19 protein-coding genes are annotated in these 19,255 nt (G+C 61.2%); 12 read left to right on the top strand and 7 right to left on the bottom strand.

Annotated features, from left to right (window positions below; translation table 11 throughout):
• Nucleotides 1-16: 16 nt before the first annotated feature.
• The 8 genes from cpaB (at nucleotide 17) to AABM54_RS13590 (ending at nucleotide 7,884) form a co-directional block, all read left to right on the top strand.
• Complete coding sequence (gene cpaB, locus AABM54_RS13625) at nucleotides 17-823, top strand: Flp pilus assembly protein CpaB (RefSeq protein ID WP_347900454.1); 807 nt, start codon at nucleotides 17-19, stop codon at nucleotides 821-823.
• 104 nt (nucleotides 824-927) lie between these two features.
• Nucleotides 928-2,268 carry a TadE/TadG family type IV pilus assembly protein gene (locus AABM54_RS13620; protein WP_347900452.1) on the top strand — a complete coding sequence of 447 codons (1,341 nt, stop codon included), beginning with the start codon at nucleotides 928-930 and terminating at the stop codon, nucleotides 2,266-2,268.
• 8 nt (nucleotides 2,269-2,276) lie between these two features.
• Nucleotides 2,277-2,747, top strand: a complete 471-nt coding sequence (locus tag AABM54_RS13615) for a TadE/TadG family type IV pilus assembly protein (protein WP_347900451.1) — start codon at nucleotides 2,277-2,279, stop codon at nucleotides 2,745-2,747.
• Nucleotides 2,747-3,250 (top strand): TadE/TadG family type IV pilus assembly protein, encoded by a 504-nt coding sequence (locus AABM54_RS13610; RefSeq protein ID WP_347906196.1) that lies wholly within the window; start codon nucleotides 2,747-2,749, stop codon nucleotides 3,248-3,250. The genes AABM54_RS13615 and AABM54_RS13610 overlap by 1 nt, the downstream gene beginning before the upstream one ends.
• Nucleotides 3,244-4,461 carry an AAA family ATPase gene (locus AABM54_RS13605; protein ID WP_347900450.1) on the top strand — a complete coding sequence of 406 codons (1,218 nt, stop codon included), beginning with the start codon at nucleotides 3,244-3,246 and terminating at the stop codon, nucleotides 4,459-4,461. The genes AABM54_RS13610 and AABM54_RS13605 overlap by 7 nt, the downstream gene beginning before the upstream one ends.
• A 4-nt stretch (nucleotides 4,462-4,465) precedes the next feature.
• A complete protein-coding gene (locus tag AABM54_RS13600; protein ID WP_347900449.1) occupies nucleotides 4,466-5,899 on the top strand; it encodes a CpaF family protein in 1,434 nt (477 codons plus the stop codon).
• Nucleotides 5,900-5,901: 2 nt separating this feature from the next.
• Nucleotides 5,902-6,888, top strand: coding sequence for a type II secretion system F family protein (locus AABM54_RS13595; RefSeq protein WP_347900448.1), 987 nt, complete (start codon nucleotides 5,902-5,904; stop codon nucleotides 6,886-6,888).
• Nucleotides 6,889-6,915: 27 nt separating this feature from the next.
• Nucleotides 6,916-7,884: a type II secretion system F family protein gene (locus tag AABM54_RS13590; RefSeq protein WP_347900447.1), complete on the top strand. Its 969-nt coding sequence runs from the start codon at nucleotides 6,916-6,918 to the stop codon at nucleotides 7,882-7,884.
• A 91-nt stretch (nucleotides 7,885-7,975) separates the two neighbouring features.
• On the opposite strand, the gene AABM54_RS13585 is transcribed toward AABM54_RS13590, so the two are convergent.
• The 5 genes from AABM54_RS13585 to AABM54_RS13565 all read right to left on the bottom strand — a co-directional run bounded on the left by AABM54_RS13585 (nucleotide 7,976) and on the right by AABM54_RS13565 (nucleotide 12,852).
• The gene (locus AABM54_RS13585; RefSeq protein ID WP_347900446.1) at nucleotides 7,976-8,236 is read right to left on the bottom strand and encodes a DUF3613 domain-containing protein; all 261 of its coding nucleotides are present in this window, start codon (nucleotides 8,234-8,236) and stop codon (nucleotides 7,976-7,978) included.
• 2 nt (nucleotides 8,237-8,238) lie between these two features.
• Nucleotides 8,239-8,979 carry a tetratricopeptide repeat protein gene (locus AABM54_RS13580; protein WP_347900445.1) on the bottom strand — a complete coding sequence of 247 codons (741 nt, stop codon included), beginning with the start codon at nucleotides 8,977-8,979 and terminating at the stop codon, nucleotides 8,239-8,241.
• A 26-nt stretch (nucleotides 8,980-9,005) separates the two neighbouring features.
• Nucleotides 9,006-10,247 (bottom strand): type II and III secretion system protein family protein, encoded by a 1,242-nt coding sequence (locus AABM54_RS13575; RefSeq protein ID WP_347900444.1) that lies wholly within the window; start codon nucleotides 10,245-10,247, stop codon nucleotides 9,006-9,008.
• Between the two features lie 547 nt (nucleotides 10,248-10,794).
• On the bottom strand, nucleotides 10,795-12,252 hold the full coding sequence (locus AABM54_RS13570) for a nucleobase:cation symporter-2 family protein (RefSeq protein ID WP_347900443.1): 1,458 nt from the start codon (nucleotides 12,250-12,252) through the stop codon (nucleotides 10,795-10,797).
• A 219-nt stretch (nucleotides 12,253-12,471) separates the two neighbouring features.
• Nucleotides 12,472-12,852: a DUF6124 family protein gene (locus AABM54_RS13565; protein WP_347900441.1), complete on the bottom strand. Its 381-nt coding sequence runs from the start codon at nucleotides 12,850-12,852 to the stop codon at nucleotides 12,472-12,474.
• A gap of 422 nt (nucleotides 12,853-13,274) precedes the next feature.
• On the opposite strand from AABM54_RS13565, the gene AABM54_RS13560 reads away from it, so the two are divergent.
• The 4 genes from AABM54_RS13560 to AABM54_RS13545 are packed head-to-tail and all read left to right on the top strand — an operon-like array spanning nucleotide 13,275 to nucleotide 16,153.
• The gene (locus AABM54_RS13560) at nucleotides 13,275-13,991 is read left to right on the top strand and encodes a YafY family protein (RefSeq protein WP_347900439.1); all 717 of its coding nucleotides are present in this window, start codon (nucleotides 13,275-13,277) and stop codon (nucleotides 13,989-13,991) included.
• 51 nt (nucleotides 13,992-14,042) lie between these two features.
• On the top strand, nucleotides 14,043-14,384 hold the full coding sequence (locus tag AABM54_RS13555) for a nuclear transport factor 2 family protein (protein ID WP_347900438.1): 342 nt from the start codon (nucleotides 14,043-14,045) through the stop codon (nucleotides 14,382-14,384).
• 48 nt (nucleotides 14,385-14,432) lie between these two features.
• Complete coding sequence (gene zapE / locus AABM54_RS13550; RefSeq protein ID WP_347900437.1) at nucleotides 14,433-15,569, top strand: cell division protein ZapE; 1,137 nt, start codon at nucleotides 14,433-14,435, stop codon at nucleotides 15,567-15,569.
• 2 nt (nucleotides 15,570-15,571) lie between these two features.
• A complete protein-coding gene (locus AABM54_RS13545) occupies nucleotides 15,572-16,153 on the top strand; it encodes a DinB family protein (protein WP_347900436.1) in 582 nt (193 codons plus the stop codon).
• A 75-nt stretch (nucleotides 16,154-16,228) separates the two neighbouring features.
• Here the strand turns inward: AABM54_RS13545 and AABM54_RS13540 are convergent, their stop codons facing one another.
• A complete protein-coding gene (locus AABM54_RS13540) occupies nucleotides 16,229-17,503 on the bottom strand; it encodes an OprD family porin (protein WP_347900434.1) in 1,275 nt (424 codons plus the stop codon).
• Between the two features lie 102 nt (nucleotides 17,504-17,605).
• A complete protein-coding gene (locus tag AABM54_RS13535; RefSeq protein ID WP_347900433.1) occupies nucleotides 17,606-19,255 on the bottom strand; it encodes an ABC transporter ATP-binding protein in 1,650 nt (549 codons plus the stop codon).

Raw genomic sequence — 19,255 nt, 5'->3', positions numbered from 1 at the left:
ATAAGGAGATATCGACATGAGTTCACGTACTTTCACCTTGATTGCGTTGTCCGTGATCCTCGGGCTGGGCGCCGCCTGGATGGCCAACACCTGGCTCAGCGCCCGGCTTAACGCCAACCCAGACGATAATCAGCAGAATGTGGTGGTGGCCACCGTGGAAATTTCGTTCGGGCAGATGGTCGAGGCACAGCAGGTGACACTGGTGCGTATGCCCAAGGACACGGTGCCAGACGATGCCTTCGATGCCACCGACAAGGTCGTGGGCAAGATCGCCACGTTCTCCATGCTGCGCGGCGACATCGTGCGCGGTGCGCGCCTGGCCGAGCACTTGGGCGGGAGCACACTGGCCTCGCTGATCGAGCCCAACAAACGTGCCATTTCGGTACGCGTGGATGATGTGGTGGGCGTGGGCGGGTTCCTCTTGCCGGGTAATCGGGTCGATGTCCTGGCGACCAGACAGACAGGCAACGACGGAAACGCCGAGTCCAGCACCATCCTGGAGGACTTGCGGGTTCTGGCAGTGGACCAGACCGCCAGTACCGACAAGACCCAGCCGGTGGTCGTACGTGCGGTCACCCTGGAAATGACGCCCGCTCAGGCAGAAACCCTGGTCAAGGGCATGACCGACGGGAAGCTGCAACTGGCCCTGCGCAATCCTTTGGACAACCAGAAGCTACCTGCAGTCGCCGAACCGGTGGCGATGGTCGAGGCCGCGCCACTACCACCGGTGGTCAAGCCCATCGTACGGCGCAAGGGCGGTTCCGACAGTGGCATCACGGTGATCCGGGGTATCGAAGTCAATGTCGTGAGAACCCAGTTGTAGCCGCCATTGGCAACCGTTGAAGGCATCGCCCGCCAGGTGTCGTCGTTTGGCGTTGGTGGGTGACGGCACCCTGCCGATCAAGGTCGGCAGAACAAGAGGGCTTGATGATGAGACCGCGTATCCAACAGCCGCTCACCGCATTTCCAAACCATCAGCGCGGAACCATTATCGTGCTGGTCGTGATTGCCCTGGCCGCCATCCTGCTGATGGGGGCTCTGGCGCTGGACGGTGGTCATATGCTGGTGAACAAGGCACGCCTGCAAAATGCCGTGGATGCCGCGGCGCTGAGCGGGGCCAAGACACTCAGCGAGGTCTCCGGTGCGACCGGTGCCGCCAGCCTGACGCAAACCGCTGCAAGGGACACACTGACACGCAATGCCAATGCCTCGGGCAACCAGGAACTGGCCACTGCTATTGGCAACAACATCGCCGGTTTCGCCACGGTGGAGCTGTCCTCCAGTGTCTATGGGCCTTTTTCCTTTCCGGGCCCGGCCAATGCAAGCTATGTACGGGTATCGGTCCCCAACTACCCTCTGACCGGGTTTTTCTGGGGCATGTTGAAGGCGATCGGTAACGGCGTAGCCCCGAGCAAGGCCGTGGCGGCGGTAGCCACCGCCGGGCCAAGCCCGGCCAGCCCCTGTGATCTCACACCGCTGATGGTGTGCGGGGACCCGGCGAACAACAACCCGGCCAACGGGATGTTCTGGGGGTTCAAGTTCGGTGATTTGCAAGTGCTGAAAACGGCTGCGGGCAATAGTTCGGCGATCGGCCCCGGCAATTTTCAACTGCTTGACTTCGGCTCGGGTGGCAACGCCGTGAAGCAGGGCCTGGCGGGCGGGATCAATCAGTGCAACAGCGTCGGCGACAATGTCCAGACCAAGCCAGGCAACACCGTAGGGCCTTCCGGGCAAGGCCTCAATACGCGCTTCAACCAGTATTCAGGTGGCCTCAGCGCTGCGGACTATCCGCCGGACCTGGTGATTGCGGTCAACTCCAAGTCGCTGACGTACACCGGTTCACCGGCACAGATCCAGTACAACAATCTGGCCGTCACCTCCACCAATGGCAACCTGTCCACGTCCAGTGGCGCCCTGTATGACTACAACGACTGGGTACAGGCCTCTGCCGCCTGCGTTGCGGGTTCGGGTGGCGGTTGTCAGGCCGGTGGCGCGTTCGAACGGCGGATCCTGAAAGTGGTGATCGGTGATTGCTCTGGCAAGAACGACGGGACGTCCTCGATACCGGTGCTGGGTTTCGGCTGCTATTTCGTGTTGCAACCGGAGTCTCAGCAGGGCAACTCGGCGCAGATATTCGGCCAGTTCGTCAAACAGTGCGAAGGCGACAATGTGCCCGGCCCCAATCCGGTCAACGACGCGGGCCCGCGGATCATTCAGCTGTACAAGACCTATATCGACAACAGCCAGACACCGAGTACCGATTCTTAGGAGGCCTTATGGGACACCGTGGATTCAAGTCGTCGCAGACCCAGCGTGGGCTGGCGATGGTGGAGCTGGTGATTACTCTGCCGCTGCTGTTGTTGCTGCTGTTCACGTTCGGTGAGTTCGGCCGCATGTTGTTTCAGTACAACAGCCTGATGCAGGCCAGCCGTGATGCAGGGCGTTTTGTGGCCGGCCAGGCCTGGAACGCAACCCTGGGCAAGGTTGACCTGAGCGCCACGCTTCAGTCCCAGACCAAGAGCGTCGCGGTGTACGGCATTCCTGCCAACCCCAATGGCTACCCGGCAGTCGTGCCTGGGCTGACCACTGGCAATGTCTCGGTGGCGGCAGTGGGCACCGATCACGTCCAGGTCAGCATCACCTACACCTTTGTGCCGGTGATCGGCAGCGCATTACCTGCTTTCTATGGCCAGAGCGTGCCGCTGGGCCTGGCGTTGACCTCTACCGTCGTGATGAGGGCCTTATGATGAATATCAAGCGTATGCGTGGGCTGTATGTTGTCGAGTTCGCCATCACCAGTCTGGTGTTGTTCACGTTGCTGTTCGGCGTGCTGGAAATGGGCCGGTTGTATTTCACCGTCAACGCGCTGAATGAAACCGTTCGTCGTGGCGCTCGCCTGGCGGCGGTGTGCGATATCCGTGACCCGGTCATATTGCGTCGCGCCATTTTCAATGCGGCCAGTAACAGTGGCAAGAGCAGCCTGATCGGCAACCTGACCACGGCCAACCTGAACCTGATCTACCTGGACGAGAACGGTGCGGTGGTCGCTAACCCCAACGACCTCACCAGTACCAGCGGGTTTCGTGCGATCCGGTACATCCAGTTACAGGTGACAAACTTCACGTTCAATCTGCTGATCCCCGGGTTCGGCGGGGTGTTTACCCTGCCGGTGTACAGGTCGACCGTGCCGCGTGAAAGCCTCGGTCGGCAACCCGAGGTGGGCGTCACTCCGGAGATTACGCCATGCTGAATACCCGAGAAGCTCCCGTCACCAGCGTGACTGAGAAAACAGGCATGCGCCTGTTGATCAGTGGGCGTGACGTGACCGCCTTGAACCACCTGAAAGCATTGAGCCAGAGCCTTCCCAGCCTGCAAGTCAGTACGCGGCTGGTGAGCAATGGTCACACCGACCCGTTGTATGGGTTGGAGCAGATGCCTGATTTCCTGTTGTTGCGCGTCAGCCACTTGTGGCGCGAGGAGCTGGCGGCCCTGTTGCTGCATCCGTTGAAAGAGCGTCCGCCACTGCTGGTGTGCGGCCCGCTGGATGAGCGCGAGGGCATGCGGTTGGCGATGCAGGCCGGTGCTCGCGACTTTCTGCCAGAGCCGGTGTCGGCCGATGAACTACAGGCCGCACTCAGCCGAATGATAATGGAGGCCCATGCCGAGCAGGGCACCGGGGGCAAGCTGATTGCCGTGATGAATGCCAAGGGCGGCTCCGGCGCCACCATGCTGGCCTGCAATTTGGCGCATCAGCTCAGCGCCCGAGGCGGCAGAACCCTGTTGCTGGACCTGGACCTGCAATTCGGCAGCGTGGCCCACTGCCTGGATGTGTTGCCGACACACAGCCATATGGAAGTGCTGCAACAGGTCGACGAGTTGGACAGCATCGCCTTGCGCGGTTTTTGCAGCCACTTCAGCCCGACCCTGCATGTCCTGGGCGGACGCACCGGTGAGCTGTGCCTCTCGCAGGATATTCGCCTGGAGCAACTGGAAAACCTGTTGCGCCTGGCACGCAGCACCTATGACTGGGTGGTGGTGGATCTGCCGCGACAGATCGACCACCTCACCGGCGTCACACTGGAGCAGGCGGACCGCATCTACATCGTGGTGCAGCAGAGCCTCAGCCACCTGAAGGACGGCACCCGCCTGACGCGCATCCTGCGCGACGACCTGGGTGTGCAGGGCAATCGCTTGCAAGTGGTGGTCAATCGTTACAACAAGACCTCGCCGGTCAGCCTCAAGGACATTACCGAAGCCCTGCGCTGCACCGACGTGCATAAGCTCCCGAACGACTATTCGGTGGTCAGTGAAAGCCAGAACACTGGAGTGCCCCTGGAACTCCATGCGCCGCGTGCAGGCGTGACCTTTGCCCTGCGTGAGTTGAGCCAGAACCTGATCGGGGTCGTGGCCAGCGAGCGGGGCCTGTTTAAACGTACCTTTAGCCGTTTGTTCGGAGGGTAAGGCCATGCTCAGCGACTTTCGTAATCGCCTGCGTCAGCAGTCCGGCAAAAGTGCTCCGGCAGACGGGCAGGGTACACAGACCGACAGTGAAGACTGTGTCAGCGTACTCATGGCCTGGGAAGCCGCCATACCGGACGTGCTCTACGAGACCCGGACCAAGCTCAATCAGGTGGAGACCGAGTGGCGGGAGAAGATCTACCAGCAACTGCTCAAGGTCATGGACCTGTCACTGCTCGACTCCCTGGAGCCCGCCGAAGCCGCGCGGCAGATCCGCGACATCTGTCAGCGCCTGCTCGACGAGCACTCGGCGCCCGTCAGTGCTGCCAGCCGCCAACTGATCATCAAGCAGATCACTGACGAAGTGCTGGGCCTTGGTCCCCTGGAGCCGCTGCTGGCCGATCACAGTGTGTCCGACATCCTGGTCAACGGGTTCGCCTCGGTGTACGTCGAGCGTTTTGGCAAACTGCAAAAAACCGATGTGCGCTTTCGCGACGACCACCACCTGCTGAACATCATTGACCGCATCGTTTCCAGCCTGGGACGGCGCATCGATGAGTCGTCACCGCTGGTGGACGCCCGCCTGAAGGATGGCTCCCGGGTCAATGCAATCATCCCGCCCCTGGCCATCGACGGGCCGAGCATGTCGATCCGTCGTTTTGCCGTGGACCTGCTCAACACCGAGAGCCTGGTGAAAATGGGCACCCTGACACCGGCAATCGCCCTGATGCTCAAGGCAATCGTCCGTGGGCGAATGAATGTCCTGATCTCGGGCGGTACGGGCAGCGGCAAGACCACCATGCTCAACGTGCTGTCCAGCTTCATCCCGCACAACGAGCGGATCGTCACCATCGAAGACTCGGCCGAGTTGCAGTTGCAGCAGCCTCATGTGGTACGCCTTGAAACCCGCCCATCGAACATCGAGGGCCGGGGCGAGGTGAGCCAGCGTGAACTGGTGCGCAACAGCCTGCGTATGCGGCCTGACCGCATCGTGATCGGCGAGGTGCGTGGCGCCGAAGCGCTGGACATGTTGACGGCGATGAACACGGGGCACGACGGTTCGCTCACCACCATTCACGCCAACACCGCGCGCGATGCGCTGGGCAGGATCGAGAACATGGTGTCGATGACCGGCGCGACTTTTCCGATCAAGGCCATGCGTCAGCAGATCGCCTCGGCCCTCAGCGTGGTCATCCAGCTGGAGCGTCAGGAGGATGGCACGCGGCGGCTGGTCAGCGTGCAGGAGATCAACGGCATGGAGGGCGAAATCATCACCATGACCGAGATTTTCGCGTTTGTACGCAGCGGTATCGGCGAACACGGTCAAGTACTGGGTGAATTCCGTCCCACCGGCATGGTGCCGGCGTTTCGCGATGTACTGGCCAGACGTGGTATCGAGCTGCCGCTCAGCCTGTTTCGGCCTGACTGGATGGAGGGATAGTCATGAATCACATCCCCAGTGAATTTATCCTGGCGTTCCTCGGCATGGTGTTCACCGCCATGTTTCTCCTCAGTCAGGGGTTGGCGGTGCCGGTGTTCGGTGAGGCCAACAAGGTGCGCAAGCGTATCCGCGGGCGCCTGAACCTGCTGGAGCGAGCCAGTAACCTGCCGAACATGCAGTCGGTGCTGCGTCAGAAATACCTGCGCCGCTTGTCACCGCTGGAAGCCCGACTGGAGCAGTTGCCGGCGATGGAGACGCTGGCACAGATGATCGAGCAAGCCGGGCATGACTACCGCGCCTATCGGGTGCTGTTGCTCGGGCTAGTCCTGGCGACAGTCAGCGGGGTCGTGCTTTGGCTGTTCACCCAACTCTGGTGGGTGGCTGCCCCGGTGGCCATGGTGGTGTTTTGGCTGCCCGTGCTCAAAATATCCCGTGACCGTGGCAAACGCTTTGCCCAATTCGAGGAAGGCCTGCCCGATGCGCTGGATGCCATGTGCCGGGCCCTGCGTGCCGGCCATCCTTTCAACGAAACCTTGCAGTTGGTGGCCGAGGAGCATAAGGGGCCGGTTGCCCATGAGTTCGGCCTGACGTTTGCCGACATCAACTACGGCAACGATGTGCGTCGGGCCATGCTGGGGCTGCTGGAGCGTATGCCCAGCATGACCGTCATGATGCTGGTGACGACGGTGCTGATTCACCGCGAAACGGGCGGCAACCTGACGGAAGTGCTGGAGCGCTTGAGCAGCCTGATTCGTGGGCGCTTTCGTTTTCAGCGCAAGGTCAAGACGCTGTCGGCCGAAGGGCGTATGTCGGGCTGGATACTGGTCTCCGTGCCTTTTGTATTGGCGGCGGCCATTGTGCTGTCGAGCCCGACTTACCTGCCTATGCTGTTCAACGAACCCCTTGGCCAGAAGATGGTGATCGGGGCATTTGTGGCCATGCTGATCGGGATTTTCTGGATCCGCAAAATCATCCGGATTCAGGTGTGAACACCACCAGGTGTCAAGGAGGGGGTCATGAACTATCTGCTGAGTCTGATCAATAGCGTGGTGGGTGACGAGCAACTGGCGCGCCTGTTGTTCGCGGGGGCCATCGGCTTGAGCGTGGTGCTCGCAGTCGCAACACTGGCATTGCTGGTGCTGGGGCTACAGGACCCGGTGCAGCGTCGTCTTTTGCTGATTAAACGCGGCCATGGCGGGGAGAGTTACGGGCAGAGCACACCCAGCAATCTGCAGTTGATGCTGGAGCAGGTCGGCCAGCGCTTTTCCTCTGCCGAACAGGGCCAGGCCTCCACGACCCGAACGCTGCTGATGCATGCCGGCTATCGCTCGCACGCAGCATTGCAGATGTACTGGGCGATTCGCCTGTTGTCGCCATTGGTCATGTTGGGCCTTGGGGTGCTGGTACTGCCGTTGATTCCAAAGCTGTCGCTGTTCCTGGGTGTTGGTGTGCTGGTGCTGGCGCTGGGCGTGGGTTGGCTGGTACCGGCCATTTATGTCAATGCACGCAAACAGGCACGGATGACCCGATTGCTGATCGCCTTCCCGGATGCCCTGGACCTGATGGTGGTGTGCGTGGAGTCGGGCCTGGCCTTGCCCCAGGCGATCGAGCGGGTGTCCGAGGAAATGGCGGTCAGCCAACCCGATCTGGCCGTGGAACTGGCGCTGGTCAACTCCGAAGTCCGTGCGGGCATTCCCAGTACCGAAGCGCTCAAGCACCTGGCTGAACGCACCGGCCTGGAAGACATTCGCGGGCTGGTCAGCTTGCTGGCGCAGAGCATCCGCTTCGGCACGAGTGTCGGCGCCACGTTGCGGATCTATGCCGAGGAGTTTCGTGATCGGCGCACTCAGTTGGCGGAAGAAAAAGCGGCGAAAATCGGTACCAAACTGGTGTTCCCGCTCATTTTCTGCCTGTGGCCAAGCTTCTTCCTGGTGGCCATTGGGCCGGCAATCATTGGCGTGTTCAAAGTCTTCGGGAAGTTGTAAGCACGAAGGCGGGCAACCGTCACCCACCTAAATGCCTCAGCCCCCAGCGAGGAAACCCGCTGGGGGCTGAGGCCGTTGCACTGTTTATGAGTTACTTCTTCTGTCCGCCGGAGTAGTCCTTGAAGTACTCGGGGATGGCATGTTTATAGCTTTCCAGCCAGCGTTGCAGGCTCAGGTCCCGTTCACTGGCCGCCGCTGCTTGCGGGATGGGCGAAACGGCCTGACCGCGAGACTGCAACAGTAACCAGGCTTCGGTTTCCTGTTGTTGTGGCGATGAAGGACCGGGTTCGATGGCCTGGGCTGCGAGCGGAAGCAGCAACAGTCCCAGGCAGCTGAGCATATTCTGTTTCATCTCTACCTCTGCGTTGTTGGCGGATTGACACGAGGTTGCGACGGATCGAGCGCCGTGGCCACCCGATCACTGGGCGCCGCTTCGGCCTTCGCCGGGTTCTTGAGTTTTTCGGCGCGTACCTGAGCGTCGGTCACTTGCTCGGGGCTCAAGCCCACGCGACTGACCAACTCCGAGGCTTGCTTCCAGTTTCCTTGATAAATCAGCAAGGTCACCAGGTTGACGGCCGCCAACTGGTCGGACTGCTTCAGCTCCATGGCGGTGATGAACTCAAAACGCGCCTCTTTGAGCTTCAACTGCTTGAGGTAAACCACGCCCAGGTCGTTGCGAATCTTCTCGTCGGTGGGGGCCATCTGAGCGGCCCGCTGCAAATGCTTCAGGGCCTGATCGGTGTCTTTGTGCGCGGCCGCCAATTGGCCCAGGCCGTGTTCCCCTTCAGCGGCGAGGCAGGTGCCCAGCAAACTGCGATACAACGGCTCGGCATCGCTTTGCCCAAGCATGCGGTAGATCTTGGCCTTGCGCAGGCGCACGGCGGCGAGGTCATCTGGCAGGCTTTGCAGGTTGGCCAGGCCCGCGTGCAACTTGCCATCACTGATCATGTCATCGGCCATGCTCAACGACAGTTCCTGATCGGAGCCCAGCTTGGCGCAAGCGGCCGGGCTTGACAGCTTCGACCATGTCCCGCCACCGTCCGTGGCGCAGCCGCTGAGCATCACCAGTCCCAATGCCGCCATGATTGCTTTCATTCTGTGCTCCCCAAAAGAACCCGATCTCATTGCGACAACCCACTGCGCCGGTCGAAGTTACCGTCTTCAAGGAAATACATACGGAACCAGTTCGGGTCGTAATTACGCAGTTTTTCGCCCGGCAATGTCGGCAGTCGGGCATTGACCGCCAGCGGTTGCACCAGGTGCGGGGTCACGATCATCAGCAGCTCTTTTTCCTCACGGCTGATGGTGGAGTCACGAAAGAAGGCCCCCAGAATCGGGATGTCGCCCAGCCCCGGAAACTTGCTCACCGATGAGGTGTTGCTCGAACTGATCAGGCCGCTGATCACGAAGCTCTCGCCGTCGGCCAGGGAAATGCTGGTGTCAGTGCGACGCACCGTCAGCGCAGGCACGTTAATGCCCGCGATTCTTACGGCATTGGTGTAGTCGAGTTCACTGACCTCCGGCGCCACCTTCAAGGAAATGCGGTCGCGTCCGATGACGGTAGGCGTCAGGGTCAGGCGAATCCCGAACTCTTTGTATTCAATGGAGATATTGTCGCTGCCACTGCTCGGCACCGGGATCGGTACTTCACCACCGGCAAGAAAACTTGCACTTTGCCCACTCAACGCCACCAGGCTCGGCCGCGCCAGGGTGTAGGCAAAGCCGCTGCCTTCCAGTGCGTTGATCAGCCCCAGCACTTTCCCGCCGCCGATGCCGATATTGAAACTGCCATTATCCAGAGGGATACGGGTCGCCGTGCTGCCGAGCTGGCCGGGCGAGACAGTCACCAGCGGGACGGTGCCGGGTGAGCCGAACAGAAAACTCCCCCCTTTGCCGAAGATCGACGTGCTGGCCTCTTTCAACTTGGTACGGCTGACTTCGACAAACCGAATATCGGTCTGTACCTGACTGGGCAGCAAGGGATCTTCCGAGGGTGGAAATGCCGTACTCACCAGCGAACCGGCCCCTTTGCCCTGAACAAATATCATGCTCTGGCGAGGTGCGCCGGAACAGGCGGTCCAAACCATCAGGCTGGTCGCGCCGGGCGCAATGCCCGTCAGCAGGTACGCATCATTGCCATTGAGGTGCACGTCGGCGATTTTTGGATCGCCTACGGCCAATCGAGTGATGGCCACCTCCGAACGCATCACCGTTTGCATGCCTTCACCCACCTCGACCACGGCGGGCAAGGGCCCCAGCATTGAGCAATTACCGGACGCGGCCAGGGCCATGCTCGCAGGCAATCCAGTGAAAATCAAAGTCCACGCCACTCGCTTGAGTACTTGCACGTAATCATTGTTCATTCACTGCTTCCTTGTTTGATCGGGGGTGTTTACCGGGTGCTCCGCTTGCCTCAATTCACAGGCTCACTGTTTGAGGCACTGCCTGTCAGGTGCCAGGCGGGGCCGCCGCTTGGTTAAAAAACGCCATGTGTTTGAGGTTGAAGTGCTCATCACCGAGCGGCGGGGAAGCCGCCCCACCAAGGTCAAGGTAAAACGACTACTCATGCTGGGCCTTCCTTCGTGTCAGTCATCCATCAGGCTTTCCCGGTACGAGACCGCCTGCGCTGGACCCAAGTAGCTTTTGCGTAATCTGACGTTAGCGCAGTTAGGCCAAAATGCTATTAATTGTAAAAAAAAGTGAGCAGTCGGCTGTGCGTCCTGAAAACGGCATCACCGGGATGATGGGCGCAGGGCCGAGGACGGGCCTGAGAGATGACCCAAAGGTTGGGTCAGAGACAGTGGCGCGTGCAGCGGCTGGACGCCGGCTACAGGAGGAAAGGGATAAACGAGGTGCCTGATGCGTTTAAATCAAGGGCCGGACCGCCAGCGGCTCGGCCCTTGAATGCGTTTAGCGGGCCAACGGCGCGCTGGCGTCGGTCTTCAGTGGTTCAACGTCCGGGTTTTCCATGACCTTGAGGATCGAGGCTTCCGGGTCGAAATCGTCTTCTTCCAGGGCAATGAACTCTTCCGGCAGGAAGATGTTTAGCAAGATCGCGCAGAACGCACCGACGGTAATCGGCGATTCGAAGATGTTGTGCAACGCCTTGGGCAATTCGCGCAGCACTTCCGGCACGGCCGCAACGCCCAGGCCCATGCCCAGGGAAATCGCCACGATCAGCATGTTGCGACGGTGCAGGCCGGCTTCGGCGAGGATCTTGATCCCGGCCACCGCCACTGTTCCGAACATCACCAGTTCGGCGCCGCCCAGCACCGGTTTCGGCATCAATTGCAGGACCGCGCCAATCATCGGGAACAACCCCAGCAGCACCAACAACCCGGCAATGAAGAACGCAACGTAGCGGCTGGCCACGCCGGTGAGCTGGATCACGCCGTTGTTCTGGGCGAAGGTCACCATCGGCATGCTGTTGAACACCGCTGCCATGGCCGAGTTGAGGCCGTCGGCCAGCAGGCCGGACTTGATACGGCGGATGTAGACCGGGCCTTTGACCGGTTGCTGGGAAATCATCGAGTTGGCGGTCAGGTCACCGGCCGCTTCCAGCGGCGACACCAGGAAAATCACCGCCACCGGCACAAACGCCACCCAATCGAAGGAGAACCCGTACTTGAACGGCACCGGCACGCTCATCAGCGGCACGTCCGGCATGCTAGTGAAATCGACATCGCCCATCAGCCAGGCCACGACGTAGCCCAAGGTCAGGCCGATCACAATGGCGCCCAGGCGCAGGAAGGGCACGTCGACCCGGTTGAGCACCACGATGGTGCCCAGCACCAGAGCGGCCAGGCCCAAATGGCTGGCGGCGCCCAGGTCCACGGCGCCGAAGCCGCCGGCGATGTCGGTCATGGCGACTTTGATCAGCGACAGGCCCATCAACGTGATGATGGTGCCCGTGACGACCGGGGTAATCAGCATGCGTAACTTGCCGATGAACTGGCTCAGCACCACTTCGATGAACGCGGCAAAGAAGCACACGCCGAAAATCGTCGAAAGAATCTCGTCGGTGCCACCACCACGGGCCTTGACCATGAAACCGGCGCTGAGGATCACGCTGATAAAGGAAAAACTGGTGCCTTGCAGGCACAGCAGCCCGGAACCGATGGGGCCAAAGCGCCGCGCCTGGACGAAGGTCCCCAGGCCCGACACGAACAGCGCCATGCTGATCAGGTACGGGACTTCACTTTGCAGGCCCAGGGCGCTGCCCATGATCAGGGTGGGGGTGATGATGCCGACAAAACTGGCCAGCACGTGTTGCAGTGCGGCGAAGACCGTGGCGGTGAAATGTGGGCGGTCGTTCAGGCCATAAATCAGGTCGGAACGCGGCTTGGGAGTGGTCTGGGATGAGGTCACGAGAGGTCTGCCAAGTGGGCCGGGTCAGAAAAGGACGCGCAGGATGCCAGCCGAAACCACTGAGGGCAACGCGTTGTGGCGTAAATCACGCGGATGGTGGTTGATCGTTCCCTCGTGAGTGGGAACGATCAAGTGACACGGTGTGAAACCGTAGGCGCCGAGCGTGGTCCGGGCGGTGATCCGACGAAGAACGATAACGCGGTCTGCCTGTCGGGTCGGTTACTCCTGGGAGTCCGGCGGATCGAGGTGATCCAAGGCGCGATTCACCGCCAGTTCAGCCAATGCAATCATTTGCTGAATCGCCAGGGTGGTGTTGCGCCGGGGGCCGTCGAGTTCAAACGCCAGATCGCTGGCCATCACATTCACCGACGCCAGCGTCTCGCAGGCGTGGGCCAGCAGGGTTTCGCTGTCGACGTCCGGGGCAATGACGAAAATGCAGCCGGGACGGCGGTCGGCCAGCAATTGCTTGGTGCTGGGTTGTATCAGGTAATGATCGAGTGCGCGGTGGGCGGCTTCGTGGAGTTCTTTGGAGTCGAGGGACGCGTAGGGGGAAACGGGGTCGGTTTCAGGGGCAGGGGGATTGGGGGTTGCTTTGAACATGGTGAACCTCACTTTGTCATTGGGAATCACCACCGTCTGCCGCCAAGCAGATTGGGTGGCGGATTGCTCAAGATTGGCGGACCGGATCAAAGTGCAAAAAAACCGGCATCCCCGAAGGGATCCTTGGGCAACCCGCCATGACACAGGAGAGTAGGTACTCAAAGTACCTTCAATCATGTTTGGGGCGCTGTTGCGCATATTGAATACCGAGCCGCCAAGCCCGTTCGCTGAATGGTCAGCGAAGGGGAAACGATAGGGGCAGCCCGCAAAGCGCACAAGCCGGCGGATTCTGGCGTAACTGTAGGCTGCGACGCAAGGCGCTGTAGCTTGTGACTGAGGCGTTTGGCGGTGCCTGCTCCTGACAGTTTCTGACAGCACGCTCTGCTAAGCTGCGCCGACCTTTGCCCCAGAGCGTGCCTGCCGTGTCGCGGACTTCTCGATTGTTGACCTTGTTGCAAGTCTTGCGCGGTAAAAGTCGCCCGGTGACGGCGGCGGTGCTGGCCAGTGAACTGGAGATTTCCGAGCGCACGCTGTACCGCGACATCGCCGAGCTGACAGCGTTGGGCGCGCCGATTTATGGCGAGGCGGGGGTGGGTTACGTGCTGCGCAGCGGGTTGTTTCTGCCGCCCTTGATGCTCAATGCCGATGAAACCGAGGCCATCGTGCTGGGCTTGCGTTACGTCGACCAGCGTGGCGACGAAGTGTTGAGCAAAGCCGCCGCCGATGCGCTGGCCAAGATCGCCGCTGTGCTGGCGCCCGCCGCGCAGGACGCCTTGCGCAACCCGACCGTGCTGGCAGGGTCGCCCTGCTTTGGTTATCCGCAGAATGCCGTGGCGCTGCACGTGTTTCGGCTGGCCATTCGCGGTCAAGAGAAGCTGCACATCGACTACGCCGACGTGAATCAGGTCCCCAGCCAACGGCTGATCTGGCCACTGGCGCTGGGTTTTTTCAACGAGGTGCGGGTGATTGTTGCCTGGTGCGAATTACGCAGCGCTTATCGGACGTTTCGTACCGACCGGATCGCCGCCGCCAACGTGCAAGGCGAGCGTTATCCGGGGCGGCGCAGCGACTTGCTGCGGACGTGGCACACGTTGATGCAACTGGATGAAGCCGGGCGTTTCACTCCTGACAAGAACTGACACGCCGCTGTTCTAGCATGGCTCCAGTCACACTCAACAAGGAGCCCCACCATGTCGAACCCAGCCGTTTCACTGGCCCCGGCCATCGCCGCTTACATTGCCGCCGCCAACGCGCGCGACAGCTCGGCGGTCGCCAGTTTCTTCGCCGAGGATGCCAACGTCTTCGATGAAGGCGCGCATCAGGTCGGCACCCAGGCCATCGCGCACTGGATGGAAGACACTGCCCGGCGCTATCAGCCACGGGTCGAAGTACTCGAGGTGCAGCAGCGCACCGGCAAAGTGCTGCTCAATAACCTGATCTCCGGGACGTTTCCCGGCAGCCCGCAGGCCTTGCGTTATGTGTTCCGCCTGAATGAGCAGGGCAAGATCGTGCGGCTGGATATTTCGCTGTAAGGCACACGTGGCATACTCCGGCCTTTTCCGCTTGGATGCACGGCCGGTATGACCTTCGACTCGCCCCTCAGCGCCTATCACCATGCCATTGAGCAAAAGGGTTTTGTCCCGGACGCGGCTCAGGAGCACGCCGTTCAGGCGCTCCAGCAGTGCCATGCAGCCTTGCATCAGGGGCGAACGCCGGTGATGGGCGTGTACCTGTGGGGGCCGGTCGGGCGTGGCAAGACCTGGTTGATGGACCAATTCCACCAAACCCTGCGGGTCCCGGCCCGGCGACAGCACTTTCACCATTTCATGGGGTGGGTCCACCAGCGTTCGTTCCAACTGAGCGGCATCGCAGACCCGTTGAAAGCCCTGGCCCGCGAGTTGAGCGAGGACGTGCGGGTACTGTGTTTCGACGAGTTGTTCGTCAATGACATCGGCGATGCGATCATTCTCGGCCGGTTGTTCCAGGTGATGTTCGAACACGGCGTGGTGGTGGTCAGCACTTCCAATCAACCACCGGAACAGCTCTATGCCGACGGTTTCAACCGTGACCGCTTCCTGCCGGCCATTGCCGCCATCCAGAGCCACATGCGAGTGATGCCGGTCGACGGAGGTGAAGACCATCGCTTGCATCCGGGGGCCGGGTTTCAGCGTTACTGGGTGTCCACGCCCGGCCAGCCGAGTGCGCTGGAGCCAGTGTTCAGGCAGTTGACCGAAGGCCAAGCGGTGAGCCGTGCGCCGGTGAGCGTGGGTTACCGCTCCGTAGTGGCGGTGCAGAGCGGTGACACGGTGTTGTGGTGTCGCTATGCCGACTTGTGTGAACAGCCCTTTGCCGCGATGGACTTCATGGCGATATGCGACCGCTTCACGGCTATTCTGTTGAGCGAAGTGCCCAACCTCAGCGCGCACCAACGCCCCGGACGTATCGCCCGAGGCACTGAAGACAGCGCGGAGCGGGTGGTGGCAGGCGACCGTGAGTTGCCGCAGTTGTCGGTACACGACGACAGCGTGCGGCGGTTTATTGCGCTGGTCGACGAATGTTACGACCGCAAAGTGCCGCTGTACCTTGAAGCCCAGGTGCCGATGGAAGCGCTGTACACCGAGGGTTACCTGGAATTCCCGTTTCGCCGCACCCTTAGCCGCTTACGAGAAATGCAATTACAACGCTTTGCCGAGTCTTTCAGTCCGCAAGAGGTGTAACCATGCAGCAGCCCTTGTCCCACCATCTACTGACCATGGCTTATCAGAACGCCTGGGCCAATCACCGGTTGGCCAAAGCGTGCGCGCAGTTGAGCCTGGCTGAGTTCGTGGCACCGAGGGTGAGTTTTTTCCCGACCATCAGGGCCACCCTGAACCACATCCTGACCTGTGACTGGTTCTACGTGGATGCGCTGGAGCGCGAGTTGCGCGGTGAAGCGCCCCATCCCGATTGCTATGTATTTTTCGAGAAAGACGAACCGTTTCAAACCCACGCCGCCCTGAAGGCTGAACAGGCGCAGGTGGACCAGCGTTTGATTGCGTACTGCAAGCTCCTGCAAGACGCAGACATGGGCCGCATCGTGACCATCGCCCGTGACAACCCGCAGCGCGACACGCGGTTGCGCATGCTGTCACACCTGTTTGAACACCAGCTCCATCATCGCGGCCAGGTGCACGCCATGCTCAGCGGCACCTCGGTCGAACCGCCGCAACTGGACGAATTCTTCTGCGCCGGAGAGGCCGGGTTACGGGCGCAGGACTTTGCTGAATTGGGGTGGACGGAAGATCAGGTGTGGAACCCGTGAGGGCTAGCCCTAATGTCAGCCTGATAAAGTGCGCAATCTTTATCTGACTGGCATTAGGAGCTGTCCGCGAGCGGTCTACCAGAGCTTGACGGTGTAACTCAGGACCAGTCGGTTTTCATTGGTGTCGCGCTGGTAGTTGCTTTTGCTCAACCCGTTACGCCAGCGGGCGCTGACGTCTTTGAGCGGGCCGCTCTGGATGGTGTAGCCCAGATCGATGTCGCGCTCCCATTCCCGACCTTCACCGACAAACTTACGGACTTGCGCGTGATCGCCCTTGGCATAGCGCGTTGAAAACAGCAGGCCCGGAACCCCGAGGCTGGCGAAATCAAAGTCGTACCGGGCATGCCAGGCGCGTTCCTTGGCCTGGGAGAAGTTGCTCAACTGGTACTCGGTGAACAGGTAAGTGTTGGTGCCGTCGACGTAGGTGAACGGTGTCTCGCCAAACTGTTCCTGGTAACCGCCGCCAATGGAGTGTCCGGCCATCGCGTACATCACGCGGGTACTCAAGGCCCGGTTGTCGACCTTGCCGGCCAGCCCGGTGCCCGCGTCATCGGCGCTGAAGTAACGAATGTCGGTCCTCAGGTTCCCGCCGCCCAGCGGCAGGCTGTGCTTGAGGCCGAAGAAGTGCTGCTGGTAGATGTCTTCAAGCTGAGCGTAGTGATAACTGCCGGTCAGGGTCGGCGTGAACTGATACTCAGCGCCGCCAAACCGGAACCGATCACTTTTGGCCGAACTCTTGTATGCGCCACTCTGGCTGGTGAGGCCCATTTTTTCGTAGTTGGTGGATTCACGTTGTTTGACCCGGTCGATCTGCCCGCCGCGCAGGGTCAGGCCCTGGATGTCGGTGGAGGTCAGTTGCCCACCTTCGAACGTTTGCGGGAGCACCCGGCTGGTGTTGGGTTGCAGCAGCGGCAAATCCGGCAGCAAGTGGCCCAGGCGCAATTCGCTTTTGGCGTAGCGGGCCTTGGCGGTCAGGCCGAGTTTGGAATAGCTGTCATGGGCGCGGCGGGCGTAGCTGGGTTTGCCCGGTTCGGGCTCGTTATCGCGCGAAAGCAGGCCGCTGCCGGAGCGATCGGGGCTCGAATCGAGTTTCACCCCGAGCATGCCGAGGGCGTCCAGCCCAAAACCCAAGGGGCCTTCGGTGAAACCCGATTGCAGGTTCAGCAGAAAACCTTGTGCCCACTCGTCGCGCTTGGACTGACCTTCGCCTTCACGGTAATCACGGTTGAAGTAGTAGTTTTTCAAGTCGAGGCTGGCTTTGCTGTCCTTGATGAATTCCGCTTGGGCGACCATCGGCAGCAGGCTGGTGCTGCCGATCAACGTCAGGTGGTGGATGAGTTTTGCGTTCATGGTGTTGGCTCCTGTGAGGGCTTTTTGTTGTTTTTTGGGCATGGCTTCGCCGTGGGCGCCGTCGAACCACTTCGACGGCGCCAAGGTCTGGCCTGGGGGGAACTAAGGTGTGGGCGTTAACGCTGCGGGCTTGGGCCGCAACCGGTAACCACCGCCCGCCAGTTGCTCCAGCGGGCTCGCAGCGGCCAGTAGCTGGCGGGTGTAAGGGTGTTGCGGCGTATCGAAGATCGCCTCGCGGCTGCCGATTTCCACCACGCGGCCCTGATGCATCACGGCCACGCGGTGGGCGATGCGTTCGACGGCGGCCAGGTCATGGGAGATGAACAGGCACGCGAAACCGTACTGCGCCTGCAAGCGCTCGAAGAGTTCGAGAATCTGTTTCTGGATGGTCATGTCCAGGGCGGAAATCGGCTCGTCGGCGATCACCAGCTGCGGGTGGCGCACCAGCGCTCGACCGATGGCCACGCGTTGGCGTTGCCCGCCCGAGAGCTGGTGAGGGAAGCGGTTCATGAAGTCGGCTGACAACCCAATGTCTATCAGCGTCGCGGCCACGCGCTCGTTTTTCTGATGGGTGCTGAGTTCTGGCAGGTGCCGCAGGGGTTCGGCCAGGGTTTCGCCGATACGCATGCGCGGATCGAGGGACGAGTAGGGGTCCTGAAAGATCATCTGGCATTGCAGCCGATGGTCCCGTTGGCCGGCCTTGAGAATGTCGACACCCTTGAAGCGGATTTCCCCGACGCAGGGTTTGACCAGCCCCACGAGCGCACGCCCCAGGGTGGTTTTGCCTGAGCCGCTGCCGCCCACCAGCGCCAGGGTTTCACCCGGTGCAATGCACAGGTTGGCGCTGTGAACCGCCCGTTTGGGCACGCTTTTACCCCAGAAACGTGCGTGGCCAGGGTGCTCGATGCTGACGTCGGTGATTTCCACCAAGGGTTTGTCCGCCGCTGGCAACGCCGCCAGTTCGCCACGTTTGGGCAGCGCTTCGAGCAACTGGCGGGTGTAGGCGTGCTGCGGGGCCAGCAAAATGTTGCTGATCGAGCCGTGCTCAACGGCTTGGCCGTGACGCATGACCACGACTTTATGGGCGTAGCGCGCCACCAGCGACAAATCATGGCTGATGAACAGAATGGCCGTGCCTTGTTCGCGGGTCAGTTGCAGCATTAACTCGATGACGTCCAGTTGCGCCAGGCAGTCGAGGGCGGTGGTCGGCTCGTCGGCAATCAGCAGCGCCGGGCGCAGCAGCATCACCGAGGCGAGCATGATCCGCTGGCGCATGCCGCCCGAGAACTCATGGGGATAGGCGCCCAGGCAGCGCTCGGGGTCGGCGATCCCAATGCGGGTGAGCATGTCGACGCAGCGTTCGCGGATCTGCGCCTTGTCGAGGTCGGTGTGCAGGCGCAAGCCTTCGGCCATTTGCTCGCCGATCCGGATGGCCGGGTTGAGCGAGACCATGGGTTCCTGGAACACCATGCCGATGCGCGCCCCCCGGATGTCGCGCAGTTGGGCGGTGCCGAGCTGATTGAGGTCCTTGCCCTCGAAGCGGATGGCGCCGCCGCAAACCTCCATCGGCAACGGCAACAAACCGATGGCCGCCCGGGCGGCCATGGTCTTGCCGCTACCGGACTCGCCCACCAGCGCGACAATTTCGCCGGGGGCCACGGTGAAGCTCAGATCGTTGACCGCCAACGGGCCATCGGCGCCGGCACGGATCAGTAAATGGTCTACCTGGAGCAGCGGGGTTGAACAGGGCAT

Source organism: Pseudomonas purpurea (assembly GCF_039908635.1).
GTDB lineage: Bacteria > Pseudomonadota > Gammaproteobacteria > Pseudomonadales > Pseudomonadaceae > Aquipseudomonas > Aquipseudomonas purpurea.
Note: the sequence above shows the minus strand (reverse complement) of the source record. Positions and strands in the feature narration are given on the sequence as shown.